At 57.9% G+C, this 13735-nt stretch carries 15 protein-coding genes; 9 read left to right on the plus strand and 6 right to left on the minus strand.

Annotated features, from left to right (window positions below):
- The first annotated feature begins 57 nt into the window (after positions 1 to 57).
- The 3 genes from ACR0LW_RS00360 to ACR0LW_RS00370 are packed head-to-tail and all read left to right on the plus strand — an operon-like array spanning position 58 to position 3773.
- Entirely contained in the window at positions 58 to 753 is a 696-nt protein-coding gene (locus ACR0LW_RS00360) for a class I SAM-dependent methyltransferase (RefSeq protein WP_480881112.1), read from the plus strand.
- A 31-nt stretch (positions 754 to 784) separates the two neighbouring features.
- Positions 785 to 1840 (plus strand): glycosyltransferase family 2 protein, encoded by a 1056-nt coding sequence (locus ACR0LW_RS00365; RefSeq protein WP_480881115.1) that lies wholly within the window; start codon positions 785 to 787, stop codon positions 1838 to 1840.
- Positions 1841 to 1865: 25 nt separating this feature from the next.
- Entirely contained in the window at positions 1866 to 3773 is a 1908-nt protein-coding gene (locus ACR0LW_RS00370; protein WP_480881118.1) for an ATP-grasp fold amidoligase family protein, read from the plus strand.
- Positions 3774 to 3783: 10 nt separating this feature from the next.
- Here ACR0LW_RS00370 and ACR0LW_RS00375 read toward each other — a convergent pair whose 3' ends face one another.
- The gene (locus ACR0LW_RS00375) at positions 3784 to 4089 is read right to left on the minus strand and encodes a DUF6476 family protein (protein WP_480625888.1); all 306 of its coding nucleotides are present in this window, start codon (positions 4087 to 4089) and stop codon (positions 3784 to 3786) included.
- Between ACR0LW_RS00375 and ACR0LW_RS00380 the strand changes: the two genes are divergently transcribed.
- The 4 genes from ACR0LW_RS00380 to ACR0LW_RS00395 all read left to right on the plus strand — a co-directional run bounded on the left by ACR0LW_RS00380 (position 4088) and on the right by ACR0LW_RS00395 (position 7610).
- Positions 4088 to 5122 (plus strand): RluA family pseudouridine synthase, encoded by a 1035-nt coding sequence (locus ACR0LW_RS00380; protein WP_480881121.1) that lies wholly within the window; start codon positions 4088 to 4090, stop codon positions 5120 to 5122. The genes ACR0LW_RS00375 and ACR0LW_RS00380 overlap by 2 nt on opposite strands.
- 146 nt (positions 5123 to 5268) lie before the next feature.
- Positions 5269 to 6165 (plus strand): RNA polymerase sigma factor RpoH, encoded by an 897-nt coding sequence (gene rpoH, locus ACR0LW_RS00385; protein WP_170451393.1) that lies wholly within the window; start codon positions 5269 to 5271, stop codon positions 6163 to 6165.
- Between the two features lie 144 nt (positions 6166 to 6309).
- Positions 6310 to 7284, plus strand: a complete 975-nt coding sequence (locus tag ACR0LW_RS00390) for a Gfo/Idh/MocA family protein (protein WP_480881126.1) — start codon at positions 6310 to 6312, stop codon at positions 7282 to 7284.
- 56 nt (positions 7285 to 7340) lie between these two features.
- Positions 7341 to 7610 carry a DksA/TraR family C4-type zinc finger protein gene (locus tag ACR0LW_RS00395; protein ID WP_170451390.1) on the plus strand — a complete coding sequence of 90 codons (270 nt, stop codon included), beginning with the start codon at positions 7341 to 7343 and terminating at the stop codon, positions 7608 to 7610.
- Between the two features lie 80 nt (positions 7611 to 7690).
- Here ACR0LW_RS00395 and ACR0LW_RS00400 read toward each other — a convergent pair whose 3' ends face one another.
- Complete coding sequence (locus ACR0LW_RS00400; RefSeq protein WP_480881130.1) at positions 7691 to 8080, minus strand: ectoine synthase; 390 nt, start codon at positions 8078 to 8080, stop codon at positions 7691 to 7693.
- Positions 8081 to 8097: 17 nt separating this feature from the next.
- Positions 8098 to 8847 (minus strand): SDR family oxidoreductase, encoded by a 750-nt coding sequence (locus ACR0LW_RS00405; RefSeq protein WP_480881133.1) that lies wholly within the window; start codon positions 8845 to 8847, stop codon positions 8098 to 8100.
- Between the two features lie 117 nt (positions 8848 to 8964).
- Between ACR0LW_RS00405 and ACR0LW_RS00410 the strand changes: the two genes are divergently transcribed.
- Entirely contained in the window at positions 8965 to 9843 is an 879-nt protein-coding gene (locus ACR0LW_RS00410; protein WP_480881136.1) for a LysR substrate-binding domain-containing protein, read from the plus strand.
- Positions 9844 to 9911: 68 nt separating this feature from the next.
- Here ACR0LW_RS00410 and ACR0LW_RS00415 read toward each other — a convergent pair whose 3' ends face one another.
- The 3 genes from ACR0LW_RS00415 to ACR0LW_RS00425 form a co-directional block, all read right to left on the minus strand.
- Complete coding sequence (locus ACR0LW_RS00415; protein WP_480881139.1) at positions 9912 to 11732, minus strand: M3 family oligoendopeptidase; 1821 nt, start codon at positions 11730 to 11732, stop codon at positions 9912 to 9914.
- 98 nt (positions 11733 to 11830) lie between these two features.
- Entirely contained in the window at positions 11831 to 12790 is a 960-nt protein-coding gene (locus tag ACR0LW_RS00420) for an alpha/beta hydrolase (protein WP_480881143.1), read from the minus strand.
- The gene (locus ACR0LW_RS00425) at positions 12790 to 13080 is read right to left on the minus strand and encodes an SCP2 sterol-binding domain-containing protein (protein ID WP_170451378.1); all 291 of its coding nucleotides are present in this window, start codon (positions 13078 to 13080) and stop codon (positions 12790 to 12792) included. Before ACR0LW_RS00425 ends, ACR0LW_RS00420 begins: the two co-directional genes overlap by 1 nt.
- 30 nt (positions 13081 to 13110) lie before the next feature.
- Between ACR0LW_RS00425 and ACR0LW_RS00430 the strand changes: the two genes are divergently transcribed.
- Entirely contained in the window at positions 13111 to 13719 is a 609-nt protein-coding gene (locus ACR0LW_RS00430; RefSeq protein WP_170517983.1) for a tetratricopeptide repeat protein, read from the plus strand.
- The last annotated feature ends 16 nt before the right edge of the window (positions 13720 to 13735 follow it).

Below are 13735 nucleotides of genomic sequence, written 5' to 3' on the forward strand. Positions count from 1 at the left end.
GGCTCTTGTCTTGTTGGCGTGGTAGCCATTGCTCAATGAACAAAACGGGTTCTGTGTGTGACTGAAACCCGTCTGCCAAGTGAGGTCGAGATGTCAAACGAACCCAAGGTCATAGGTGCAGCACCCGGAAGCCCGCTGAAACCGAAGGCGGACAAGGCGACCAAGCGCAAGAATTCGAAAGAGGCTATCCGGCGCACATTTCTGTCCCGGCTGCCCAAGGGTGGCGTCGCGGTTGAGATTGGCGTCTGGCAGGGCGAGTTCTCTCCGACCATTCTGAAACTGATCGAGCCAAGTCAGTTGTTCCTGATCGACCCGTGGAAGCACATTGGCGAAGAATCCCATACCACCGCCTTTGTCGGCCGGACCGAAGACGAGAAGATGGAAGCGATCTTCCAAAAGGTTGTGAAGGCGTTCGAGGCCGAGATCGAAGAGGGCAAGGTTGGCATCATTCGCGATTTCTCGGTTCCCGCACTGGAACTGTTTGACGAAGAGAGTATCTCGTTCGCCTATGTCGACGGCGATCATTCCTACGAGGGTGTCTCGGCAGATCTGGCCGCGCTGTTCCCCAAGATGAAGATCGGCGGCATTATGGCGTTTGATGACTATCACCGCCGTGGCTGGTGGGGGGACGGGGTGATCCGTGCCGTGAATGAATTCCTGGGCCAGTATCCGCGCCACTTGCGTATCCGGGCCATCGCAGGCGCACAGATCGCGATCGAGAAGATCGAGCCTCAGGATGACAGCAAAGGCTGATCTGACCCAGTTTTGAGACCGAGCGCATCAGATGCAAAACCCTGAAAAAATCGTCATCACCGCCATGAAGAACGAGGGGCCTTACATTCTTGAATGGGTGGCCCATCACAAAGTGCTCGGCTTTGACAGGATCATCGTCTACACCAACGATTGCTCGGACGGGACAAACCGTATCCTGCGACGGCTGCAAGAGCTTGGGTATGTCGAGTTTCGCCGCAACCGGGTCGGCGTCGGAGGGATTCACCGGTCGGCTCTACGGCAGGCGCGTCGATTGCCAGTGGTGAAAGAGGCGAAGTGGATCTATGTCTGCGATGCTGACGAGTTTCTGAATATCCATGTCGGGAACCACAAGGTCGACGACCTGATCGAGGCGACCCCGGATGTGGATGTTATCTCGATCCCGTGGAAGATATTCTCGAACAATGGTCGTCATGTGTTGCGGGATTCTCCGGTTACGGCACAGTTTCTTGACGGAGAACTGGATTTTGAACAGGGCGGGGCCGGGCGGCGATTTGTAAAGTCGATCTTCCGGCAGGGGGAGTTTTATAACCGCTTCGGTCTGCACAACCCGCATCCCAGGCCCGAGTTCCAGTCCAGCGTGTTCCGCTCTGTGCCGGGGGGGCATGCAAGGGAGCCCGCGCCCTTCGGAAACCACGTCTCGCCGCCGTTTGGCTTTGAGGTCGCGCAGATCAACCACTATGCGGTGCGCTCGACCCAGGCATATCTGGCGAAACGCAGCCGTGGTCGGGCCAACCATTCGTCTCAGACCCTTGGAACCGAATACTGGGATCGCTGGAACCGAGGTGGATCGCGCGATGAAACCATTCTGCGCTATCAGGATGAAACGGCGGAGATGCTGAAGCAGTTCAAATCGGACGAGGTGCTGCAGCGGTTGCATCGCAGGGCGTTTCGTTGGCACAAAGACCTTATTTCCGACCTTATGAAGGTTCCGGATTATAATGAACTGTATCAACGGCTTGTGGAGCGACCCGCAGCCAGCTTTGTTGAACAGGATCGTGGCGTACGCAAGCGCGTCAGAAGCGAACCTTTGCCGCGCCCGTCTGATCAAAATCAACCGGATATGTGATTAAAGACCCCGGAGTATCGAATTAATGGTTGTCGACAACAAGCTTCCGACGGTTGGAATGCTCTGGCTGGAAGGACCGCTGAGTTTTCTCGAGCAGATGTGCCTGCTGTCCTTTGTGGCGAATGGGCACAAAGTGGTGCTGTTCCACTATGGCGAGGTCGAAAACGTACCCGAAGGTATCGAGCTGGTGTCGGCGAATGAAATTCACGAGCCGCAGCAATTCATCATGAACAACCAGTTCAAAACTCCGGTCCCGCAGTCGGATATCTTCCGGCTGCAACTTATGAAGAAAACCGATTTTCTGTGGTGCGATACGGATGTAATATCGTTGGCCCCGATCCCGAAAGCGGATCATATTTTTGGGTATTTCAACAATACCACGATCTGCAACGCGATCATGCGGTTGCCATCGGACAGTCCGGCATTGCGGGGTTACACTGAATACAGCCTTGATCCTTTCCCGATCCGCCCGTGGATCGAGGGTGAAGAGCGGGAAGAGCTGGAACGCCAGAAACGCACCGGTGAGCTGCCTCATGCGTCGGAACAAGCGCACAGTGTGTATGGGCCAGGCGTGCTGACATGGTTCCTGAGGCACCATGGTGAGATTGAACACGCGAGCCCTGTTTCGGTTTTCTATCCCCTTCCATTCCGGCACACGGGGCAGGCGAACGATATTTCCGCGCGCGAGTTCCGACGGAAGTATCTAACGGACGAAACCCTTGCTGTGCATCTTTGGGGCCGTCGGATGCGGTGGTGGATCGCCAAAGGAATTAACCGTCATTCGTTTTTGGATCGGCGATTGCGGGGATTGGGTATCCGCCCGGCGGATGCGCCTTTGCCGAGAAAGGGCAAGGGCGCTCCGAAGAAGATCGTGTTTCCGGGTGACCTGCCTGAACTGCGCATCAGCAAGGAAGAGATCAGTGCATCCACCAAAGGTGTTATGTCCGTTGCGCAGGTTTCCAATTCGGAACAATATCTTAAGGTCGCTCAGCTTGAACTGGACAAGATCAGAGAGCGCGGTCTCTACGGTGTGAACAGCGAGCCGCGCGCAGGACACCGACGGGGCTGGGATCATTATCAAAGCGACGTGTCCCGCATGCATGCCTTGTCGATGTCCTTATCGCGCTTTGCCAATAACCAGCGCTATTTGCCGGACTTGTCCAACCCGAAGACCGTGACGGAAAAACTGTTGGTCATGAAGCTGTTTGCCGAGATGCCGGTTGTCTCTGCCGCGGATAAGCTGACTGCTGAAGGATATGTGCCGGACACCGCCAGACATCTTCTAACCCCTGTCAAACGGTACTGGAATTCACCAACGCCAGAGTTGCCGGCGGATATTGATCTGGAGCCGGGTAGCTATTGGCTTAAGTGCAACAATGGTCAGGGTCAAAATCATCGTATGACCTGGCCCATGACCGCCGAAGAACATGATCTAGCCAACGAAAAGCTTGTCAACTGGAGCAAAAAGCCGGTCCCGCACGGATATTGGGCGGGCGAATGGTGGTATTCGACAATCGACACGCAATTTTTCATCGAAGAAGACCTTGCCGCCGAAGGCGAGGATATCATCGACTGGAAATTCTGGGTTGTCGCCGGGCGGGTGCAGCTTGTTCAGGTCGACCGGGATCGGTCTCGCGGGCATGTGCAGATGATCCATGACCGAGATTTCAACTTCATTCCCAAAGAGTTGTATTTCAAAACCAGCGAAGACACCGAGCCCAGGCCCGAACGGTATGACGACATGGTTCAGATCGCCGAAGCGATTGGTCAGCGGGTCGAATTTGCGCGGGTGGACCTCTATGCGATTGGCGACAAGATTTACCTTGGTGAAATCACGCTCTGCCCCTTTGGCGGCAAGCGGCAGATGCGCACGCCCGAGTTGGACACGCAATTGGGGGAGGCGTGGACGGGGACACGTTTGTTCCCGAACTAAAATCACGGGGCTATTCGACGGGGATGTCCTGACGCAACCGGCCAGTTGTCTTGTCAAAAATCAGAATGCGGTTGTCATCGGTCACCACCGCGTACCAGTTGTTGCCAATCGTGACCGCCTGCGCGCTTGCTCCATCGGGCAATTCGACCTGATCGGGCAGGGTGGGGGTGCGGTCCGTTAAGCGGATGACAATCAGTGCGAATGTCACTAGAACCCCGCCAATCATCACCGCGGTCAGCAGCATGACCATGCGCCGCAGCAATCGCAGTTGTGGCGTCTCTTGCGGTTCGTCTTGGGGGTCGGAAGGAACAGTCATGGGCACCCGCCAGATAGAGTTTCAGATCGCGGCCGATCCGCCGCCCCGCCTTGATAAGGCGCTTTCGCGGGATGTGCCAGCCGATGAGAACCTGTCGCGCACCCGATTGGCGCGTTTGATTGAAGAGGGCGCGGTGTCCATTGACGGGGTCACGATTCTCGATCCGAAATACAAAGTACCCGAAGGTGCTACGGTGGCCATCACCGTCGCCGAAGCCGAAGACAGCCATATCGGCCCCGAGGATATTCCGCTGCAGGTTGTCTATGAGGACGCAGACCTGATCGTGATCAACAAACCGGCAGGCATGGTGGTGCATCCGGCGCCGGGCTCGCCCAATGGAACGCTGGTCAACGCTCTGTTGCACCATTGCGGCAAGGATCTTTCCGGGGTCGGTGGCGTCAAACGCCCCGGCATCGTTCATAGAATAGATAAAGAAACCAGCGGCTTGCTGGTCGTCGCTAAATCAGATGCGGCACATCACGGGCTGGCCGCTCAGTTCGAGTCGCATAGCGTCGAGCGTTACTATCGCGCCATTTGCTACGGGGTGCCCGATGCCAATGATCCGCGTTTGCGTGGGGTGAAGGGTGTCAGTTTCGAACCCGGCAATATCATGCGTTTGACGACTCAGTTGGCGCGGCACAAGACGGATCGGCAAAGACAGGCTGTGCTGTTCCATGGCGGGCGGCACGCCGTTACACGGGCACGGGTCGTCGAGACGTTTGGCGCTCCTGCAGGGCTGGCATTGATCGAATGCTGGCTGGAAACCGGTCGGACACATCAGATCAGGGTTCACATGGCCCATGCCGGGCACGGGCTGGTCGGAGACCCGGTCTATGGCGGCAAGCGCAAACTGGCGGCCAAAGCCTTTAGCCCGATGACTGCCGAAGCCGTGCGCGCCTTTCCGCGACAGGCGCTTCACGCCGCTGTTTTGGGCTTTGAACACCCTGTAACGGGCGAAAACCTGCGGTTTGAGGCCGAATTGCCAGAAGATATGCAGAATTTGATCGACACCCTGCGCACACCGCTGACATAATCCGCAAACTGTCGTGAGTAAGGCTTTCTTATCTTTCCTTTACCTAAGCTTAATTTCAAACTGTTAACGGTACCTCTTGAAAGGGGTGGGTTCCTTACCTATCTCCTATGTTAAAGACTTAAACATTTGTCGGAGGGACATCATACATGGCCAATTACGCAAATCTCCCCGCACCGACGCCCGAGGGCGGCTTGAACCGCTATATGCAGGAAATTCGTAAGTTTCCTCTGCTTGAGCCGGAAGAAGAATACATGCTGGCCAAGCGCTGGGTCGAAGAGCAGGACACTGAATCCGCGCATAAAATGGTGACATCGCACCTGCGCCTGGCGGCAAAGATTGCCATGGGCTATCGCGGCTATGGCCTGCCGCAGGCCGAAGTGATTTCCGAAGCGAACGTGGGCCTGATGCAGGCCGTCAAACGGTTCGACCCGGAAAAGGGTTTCCGCCTTGCCACCTATGCAATGTGGTGGATCCGCGCCTCGATCCAGGAATACATCCTGCGGTCGTGGTCTCTGGTAAAGCTGGGCACGACCTCGGCGCAGAAAAAGCTGTTCTTCAACCTGCGCAAGGCCAAGGCCCGCATCGGAGCGCTGGAAGAGGGCGACCTGCGCCCTGAAAATGTCGCGCAGATCGCCAATGATCTCGGTGTGACCGAAGAGGAAGTGATCAGCATGAACCGCCGCATGTCCGGCGGCGATGCCTCGCTGAACGCGACCGTCGGGTCCGAAGGCGAAGGCACCATGCAATGGCAGGACTGGCTTGAGGATGAAGACGCAGATCAGGCCGGTGATTATGAGGCGCGCGATGAACTGGATGCGCGGCGCGAGCTGCTGGCAGCCGCTTTGGAAGTTCTGAATGATCGCGAGAAGGACATTCTGACTCAACGCCGGTTGATGGATCAGCCCGTTACACTGGAAGAGCTGAGCACACAGTACAATGTCAGCCGCGAACGCATCCGCCAGATTGAGGTGCGCGCCTTTGAAAAGCTGCAGAAGAAGATGCGCGATTTGGCGCGCGAGAAGGGTATGCTTGGCACTGTCTGAACGGGCTGCTTGTGAACAGGATGACCGGCTCAACCCTGTTGGGTCGGTTTTCTTTTGGCTGATCCCGGCGAAACCTGCATGACAGCGCGGCCTTCTGCCGTTAAGTAGAACCCAACTTTGGTTGCGCTAACGGCGGAGGGGAAGATGCAGAAACCGGTTCGATGGGGCGCTCTTGGGGCCTCGAAATTTGCGCGTCAGTATCTGGCCCCGGCGATCCACGCGGCGGACGGTGCGCAGCTTTACGGGCTGGCGACGTCGGATCCTGCGAAGGCCGCTCCGTTTCAGGCGTTCTGTCCGGATCTGAACATTTATGACAGCTACGAGGCGATACTGGCGGACTCGCAGATCGATGCGGTCTATATCCCTCTGCCAAACCACCTGCATGTGGAATGGAGCCTGAAGGCGCTGGATGCGGGCAAGCATGTGCTGTGTGAAAAGCCCATGACCATGCGCGCTGAGGAATTTAACGCTCTGATCGACAAGCGGGACCAGACCGGTCTGCTGGCGGCTGAGGCTTATATGATCGTCCACCACCCGCAGTGGCAGTTGGTGCGCAAGCTGATCGCCGATGGGGCCATCGGCAAACTGGCGCACGTGACCGGCGCGTTCAGCTTTGACAACCGCGCGGACACTGGAAACATCCGCAACAAGGCGGAAACGGGCGGAGGTGGCCTGCGGGATATCGGCGTTTACGTGATCGGCTCGACGCGCTTCGCGACAGGGCAGGAGCCGGACAGCGTTCAATCTGCGATCCGCTGGGAAAACGGGATTGATGCCTTCACCGAGATTCGGGCGCAGTTCCCCGACTTCACCTATTCGGCTTATGTCTCGATCCGGATGCACCCGCATCAGGAGATGGTGTTTCACGGCGAAGGCGGCGTGATCCGCCTGACTGCCCCCTTCAACGCGCGGGTCTTTGGCGAGGCTCGGGTTGAACTGCACCGTCCGGGGCTTGAGGTTCAGGTCACGCGCTTTCCGGGCGACGATCACTACAAACTGCAGATCGAGGCGTTTTGTCGATCCGTGCGCGAGGGTGTCGACTACCCGTGCCCGCTGGAATTCTCACGCGGGACGCAGCTGATGATTGATCAGGTGTTTGACGGAGCAGTGGCCCTGTAACTTGCCATAGCCGCTGGCTCGGTTATTCTGTCACTCTTCGGAACAGGAGAGGACCCATGGCAGGCGGCTGGGCACGCGACGGTGCGGTAAGTGAACAGATCGAGGCGTCGATTTCTGACGAACTGGCCCGGATGCAGGCGCAAAAGCGACCCGAGGGCGAAAGCCTGACCCATTGCGCGGAGTGCGAGGAACCGATCCCCGAGAAACGCCGCGCCGCGCTGCCGGGTGTGAAGCTGTGTTTGGAGTGCCAACAGGAGCGGGACAGCAGTTTCAAGTCGCGCGGCGGGATCAATCGGCGGGGGTCCAAGGATAGCCAGTTAAAGTGACCTGTGTTGTGGCTACTTTGACCCCATCTCAACCGATGCTGAAACTTGCATAAATCGCAGACCGGCCCGAAACACTGCTGTCAGGATTCATCTAACGCATAACTGCCGTCTTCGCGGTGCACTTCTCGCCCGCTGAGGGGCGGGGTAAAGACGCAGACCAGACGCAGATCACCATCTGTGGCGCGCACGATGTGCCGGTCATGCTTATCCAGGGCATACAGGGTAAATGGTTCAAGCGGATGCCAGGTTTCGTCGTTGAACGCCCTGATCTGGCCCTTGCCTTCGATGCAATAACACGCCTCCAGATGATGGGTGTATTCAAGCTCAAGCTCGGCGCCCTTCTTGATGATCGTATCCGTCAGCGTAAATCCCATGCCGTCAGATGCCAACAATAGCCGCCGGCTGTTCCACCCCGGGCCGGAAACGTCCCGATCTGTGCCAAGGATATCTTTGAGCGTCTTTACAATCATCTTTCGCTGCCTCGTTGTTATCGTACCGCGCGGTTCATCCCGCCGTCGGACAGTATACTCTGACCATTAATGTATCTGGCCCCCTCGCTGGCGAGAAATACGCAGGCCTGTCCAATCTCCTCGAATGTCGCGGGGCGCTGCGCGGGGATTTCCCGGCGGGCCCGTTCGGACAGGTTCACGTTCTCGCAGAATCCCGGCAGCAGATTGTTCATGCGAATGTTGTGCCGTGCATAGCGGTCGCCGTAAAGCTTTGAGAAACTGTGCAGAGCACCGCGCAGCATGCTCATGGGGTAGGGCGCGCGCGGTTCGATTGTGTTCATGGACGAGATATTCACGAATGCACCGCCGCCCTGTTCAATCAGGATGGGCGTGACGATGCGGGCGATCTTGACGACGTTCAGCACATACATGTCCAGACTTTCGTGCCAAAGCTCATCGCTCAGCTCCAACAGCGGCCCGTCAAAATCAGGATCGAAGCCGACGGTTTTGATGGCTTCCGGAACCGTCCCGCCATGACCCATATTGCTGACGATGGCATCGATCCTGCCATACTTGCTCATGGTGTCGTCGATCATTGCCTGCAGATCATCGACATCCAGCACCGAGCCGCGGCGGCCAATGCCCCCAAGCTCTTTGGCCAGTTCCACAGACCGATTGGATGGGGACATCAGCGAGACCTTGTAGCCTGCCTTTGCCATTTCGATGGCGCACCCCCGGCCAATACCTTGCCCGGTCCCTGTCATAAGTGCAACTTTGACGTCAGCCATAGCGTGTCCTTCCCGTGCGAATGTTGTGTGAGGTTTTTTTGGATTAACGGCAGACTAACCCTGCAGGCTTTAGCGGACCTATCGAGTTTATCGGGCATTGCTGTTAGGTTTTCTCACATGACAGAAAACCTCAGACATCTGCGCGCCCTTCAGGCCTTTGACGAAACCGCAACCCATTCGAGCCTGTCCAAGGCCGCAGATGCGCTGAACGTCACGCACGGGGCGATCAGTCGGCAGATCAAACTGCTGGAACTGCATCTGGGTGTGACGCTCTTTCACCGTCGCCCGAATGGGGTGGAACTGACCAAGGCCGGGGAACGCCTGTATCACTCGACACGCGGGGCCTTTTCGGCCTTGCAACTGGGCGTGGCCGAGGTGAAGCGGCTGCATCACCGCCAGTCGATCACAGTGTCTTTGTCCACGTCGCTGGCGCTCAAATGGCTTGTGCCGCTGCTCGGTTCGTTTCAGCAGGAGCATCCGGGGATCGCGTTGTTGCTGGATACAAACGATGCCTTTGCGGATTTCTATACGTCCGAGGTGGATGTTGCCCTGCGGTTTGGGGAGCCCCGTTGGGACGGGCTGTATCATGAGCTAATCAGACAAGAAGACCTGATTGTCGTGGCCGCGCCGTCCCTTGTTGGGAAAACGCGCCTGCCGATGCGGCCCGAAGATGTGGCGGACCTGCCTTTATTGCACGATGCCTTCAATGTCGGCTGGGAAAGCTGGGCCGCACAAGTCGGGTTGCACCCTGATAGGATCAACGCGCAGAGCATCAAATACGTGGACAGTGCTGTTTTGTTAGAGGCGGCGATAGACGGGCAAGGCGTGGCGCTGGCCAGACATCCTTTGGCGGAAAGGGATTTGAACCTTGGCCGGTTGATCCGTCTTGATGAAAGCCGTGTTCCTCTGGATCGCGGGCTCTACTTTGTCTGCCGCCCCGGCGATCAGGAGAGGGCCACGGTGAGAATATTCAAGAAGTGGCTCATGTCCCTTTGATCACCGGGCTCCCATCGAAGCCCGGTTCGTTGCGCAAAGCGTTGTAGGCAGTCCTTTGTAGGACCGCCTTACCCCTCCATCGCTTCCAACTCGTCAATGAAGCCCGAGATCATCGACAGGCCTTTGTCCCAGAACTTCGGATCGCTCGCGTCCAGCCCAAACGGGGCCAGCAATTCCTTGTGATGTTTTGATCCACCAGCGCGCAGCATCTCGAAATACTTGTCCTCGAACCCCTCGGCACCGCTTTCGTAAACGGAATACAGCGCGTTCACGAGGCCGTCGCCAAAGGCATAGGCGTAGACGTAGAAGGGCGAGTGGACGAAGTGAGGGATATAGGCCCAGAAGGTCTCGTACCCTTCCATAAATTCAAATGCCGGACCAAGGCTTTCGGCCTGAACGCTCATCCACAGGGCGTTGATGTCATCCGGGGTCAACTCACCTTCGCGGCGTGCGGCGTGCAGTTTGCATTCGAAGTCGTAGAAGGCGATCTGGCGGACCACCGTGTTGATCATATCCTCGACTTTGCCGGCCAGCAGCACCTTGCGCTGTTCCGGCGTTTCGGCCTGATCCAGCATCTTGCGGAAGGTCAGCATTTCGCCAAACACCGACGCCGTTTCAGCCAATGTCAGCGGCGTGGATGACAGCATCTCACCCTGATCCGCGGCCAGAACCTGATGCACGCCGTGGCCCAGCTCATGCGCCAGGGTCATCACGTCGCGCGGTTTGCCCAGATAGTTCAGCATCACATAAGGATGCACGTCGGTCACGGTTGGATGCGCAAAGGCGCCGGGCGCCTTACCCGGTTTCACCGCTGCATCGATCCAGCCTTTCGAAAAGAAGGGCGAGGCGATCTCTCCCATACGCGGATCAAACGCGTTGTATGCGTCCATCACCGTCTTTTCGGCCTCATCCCATCCAACGATGCGGGTGTCTTCCATCGGCAGGGGCGCGTTGCGGTCCCAGACCTGCATGACGTCCAGACCCAGCCATTTGCGTTTCAACTCATAGTAGCGATGGCTGAGTTTGGGGTAGGCCGCCACGACGGCCTCACGCAGGGCCTCGACCACTTCGGGTTCGACGTCGTTCGACAGATGGCGACCGGTTTGAGCTGTCGGCATGTTGCGCCAGCGGTCTAGGATCTCTTTCTCCTTGGCCTGCGTGTTGTGCACACGGGCGAAGGTTTTGATGTTGTCCTGAAATACGCTAGCCAGTTCGCGCGCCGCCGCCTCGCGTTTGCTGCGGTCCTGTTCGGTCAGCAGGTTCAGGGTGCCTTCGATATTCAGCTCTTCGCCATCGACGGTAAAGGTCAGCCCGGCGATGGTTTCGTCGAACAGGCGTTCCCATGCGTCACCGACGACGCCCAGATCGTGCAGAAACTTTTCCAACTCGTCGGACAGTTGATAGGGTTTCATCGCGCGGATGCGCCGGAAGACCGGCTCGTACCGGGCCAGATCGGCATTGGCGTCGAAATGCCCCTTCAGCACATCGTCGTCGATGCGGTTAAGTTCCAGCGTGAAGAAGACCAGCGGAGTGGTGAAGATCGTGATCTTCTCCTGCATGTCCGACAGGAATTTGGCGCGGTCGGCATCGGTGGTCAGCTGGTAATAGCGCAAGCCCGCGAAGGACATGATCCGCCCGGCGATCGAGTTGATCTTTTCGTTGCGCAGCACGCAGGTCAGCAGGCCGTTGGCGTCCAGTTCGGCCAGCTTGCCCTCATAATCCGCAGCAAAAGACGCACATTCGCCTTCCAGCCATCCCAGATCGCGATCCAGCTCGGGCGCGTCTTCTGCGGTGTAGAGATCGCTCAGATCCCATTCCGGCAGGTTGCCCAGATTGTCGGCACCGCCGACGGCATTCGCATCACGGACGGGAAAGGGAAGGTCGCGCATAGATCACCTTTTGAAGACTGCTTTGGCAAACATCTAGGGCTGGCGCGCGGGGATCACAAGCGGCCAGTTTGCACACGGGCGATCAATACAAGTGGGGGCTAGGGTGTACCGTTGGATTGATTGGCCAGAAAATGCGCCGCGAGTTGGTCCAGAACCGGTCCGCGCACGTCGGGGGCCTCCATCAGAACCTCGTGTTCGCCATCTGGTATCTCGACCAGCTTCCCGTTGGGCCAGTTGGCCATACGCGCACGGATTGCCTTGCGATCCACGATCTGTTCATGACTGCCCAGGAAGGTCAGGCAGGCAGTGTCCGGGGCAGGCTGATCCATCAACCAGGCGCATTCGTCCAGTGACTCGCGCAGCCAAAGGTTTGACGGTGCGCCAAGCGACAATTCAGGATGCGCCTCTAGCTGATCCTGCATCATCTTGTACATGACCGGATCACGGGTCAGAACGTTGCCCTCGAACGGTTGCGTCAACACATAGCTGTCCAGCGAGGTCGTCGGCGGCGTCCGTTCGCCCAACCCAAGGGCCGTTCCCCAATACGCGGTGACACGGCTGAGCGGTTTCATGATCGGCGTGAAGAAAATGCCCCACATAGGCCCCGTGAAGGCGCACGCGGCAAAGCAATTCTTCTCGATCACAGCACGCAGGCCAATCGCACCGCCCATCGAGTGGCCGATGACATACCAGGGTTTCGGCAGGTCAAGCTGTGTCGCCAGATCCAAAACCGCATTCACATCGTGCTGATAGTCCGGGAAGTGGTCCACATGACCCACACGCGGGTTGTCCAGCAGGCGATCCGCCAGACCCTGGCCGCGCCAGTCAACGGCAAGCATGGCAAAACCGCGTTCTGCGAACTCACCCGCTGTGCTGCCGTATTTCTCGATATATTCCGTTCGGCCCGGAAACATGAAGACCGTGCCGTGCGTATCGCCTTCGGGCCGCCAATCGCCCACGCGGATACGCTTTTGATCTGCTGTGTGCAGCCAATGGGCCGCACCACCAGCAGGACCGCCGGCCACATCTTCGAACAAGGGGGCCGGCGACAACTCCATCAGGCCAGCACCGAGGCAAGTTTCATGGCAATACCCATGTCACCGTCCACGCTCAGTTTGCCCGACATGAACGCGCCCGTCGGGTTCAGTTCACCGCTGAGGATTTGTTCGAACGTATCAGCATCGGCGGTCAGGGTCACATCTGCGTCTTCATCACTGACGCGTGCGCCGTCTGCATCCAGAACGATAGCGCCGTGCTCGGCAATCGCAAACTTGGCCGAGGCGTCAAACGCGCCACCCGACAGTTTTTCGTTCAGTGCGGCTGCCGCCTTTTCAAGAATCTCGCTCATGGTGTTCCTCATTTTGTTAGTGCGCCGTGAATGGACATCCGCGGTCGCAACGCTACACTGACGATTGTTATGGGCATTGCAATGATCAATCTCAAAGGTACCGTTGCGGCACTTGCCGTCCTAGTCATGTTTTCCGGAGTTTCTGCCGCTCAGCAGGCCGATTCCCGGGATGAATCGCAGTTGCTGCAACAATTGGCGCAATCAACGCCCGAGCAGGCCATTGGCCTTGACCGGCAGTTGCAGGCGCTGTGGTCGCAATCGGGGTCGGCCTCGGCGGATTTACTGCTGGAGCGCGGGCGCGACGCGTTGGATGAGGGCGACGTTGACGCAGCTATCGAGCATCTGACCGCTCTGACGGATCATGCGCCCGATTTCGCGGAAGGCTGGCATCTGCGCGCCTCGGCGTTTTTTGGGCTAGAACGGTTCGGTATGGCTGCGGCCGATCTGGAATATGCCCTGACTCTGAACCCCAACAATTACGAAGCGATCTATGGCTTGGGTCTGATTTTCGAGATCGTTGGAAAGCCCGAACAGGCATTCGATGCCTATTCGCGCGCGCTGGCTATACATCCGCACCACGAAGAAGTAACCAATGCCGTGAATCGACTGAAGCCTCAGGTCGAGGGCTCAGCGCTCTGACGAACCGGGGCAGGGG

The organism is Ruegeria sp. N4 (assembly GCF_056531425.1).

Coding starts and splice junctions, on each gene's coding strand:
- ACR0LW_RS00365 (WP_480881115.1), top strand. CDS start 785: ATGCAAAACCCTGAAAAAATCGTCATCACCGCCATGAAGAACGAGGGG.
- ACR0LW_RS00370 (WP_480881118.1), top strand. CDS start 1,866: ATGGTTGTCGACAACAAGCTTCCGACGGTTGGAATGCTCTGGCTGGAA.
- ACR0LW_RS00380 (WP_480881121.1), top strand. CDS start 4,088: ATGGGCACCCGCCAGATAGAGTTTCAGATCGCGGCCGATCCGCCGCCC.
- ACR0LW_RS00375 (WP_480625888.1), bottom strand. CDS start 4,089: ATGACTGTTCCTTCCGACCCCCAAGACGAACCGCAAGAGACGCCACAA.
- rpoH (WP_170451393.1), top strand. CDS start 5,269: ATGGCCAATTACGCAAATCTCCCCGCACCGACGCCCGAGGGCGGCTTG.
- ACR0LW_RS00390 (WP_480881126.1), top strand. CDS start 6,310: ATGCAGAAACCGGTTCGATGGGGCGCTCTTGGGGCCTCGAAATTTGCG.
- ACR0LW_RS00395 (WP_170451390.1), top strand. CDS start 7,341: ATGGCAGGCGGCTGGGCACGCGACGGTGCGGTAAGTGAACAGATCGAG.
- ACR0LW_RS00400 (WP_480881130.1), bottom strand. CDS start 8,080: ATGATTGTAAAGACGCTCAAAGATATCCTTGGCACAGATCGGGACGTT.
- ACR0LW_RS00405 (WP_480881133.1), bottom strand. CDS start 8,847: ATGGCTGACGTCAAAGTTGCACTTATGACAGGGACCGGGCAAGGTATT.
- ACR0LW_RS00410 (WP_480881136.1), top strand. CDS start 8,965: ATGACAGAAAACCTCAGACATCTGCGCGCCCTTCAGGCCTTTGACGAA.
- ACR0LW_RS00415 (WP_480881139.1), bottom strand. CDS start 11,732: ATGCGCGACCTTCCCTTTCCCGTCCGTGATGCGAATGCCGTCGGCGGT.
- ACR0LW_RS00420 (WP_480881143.1), bottom strand. CDS start 12,790: ATGGAGTTGTCGCCGGCCCCCTTGTTCGAAGATGTGGCCGGCGGTCCT.
- ACR0LW_RS00425 (WP_170451378.1), bottom strand. CDS start 13,080: ATGAGCGAGATTCTTGAAAAGGCGGCAGCCGCACTGAACGAAAAACTG.
- ACR0LW_RS00430 (WP_170517983.1), top strand. CDS start 13,111: ATGGACATCCGCGGTCGCAACGCTACACTGACGATTGTTATGGGCATT.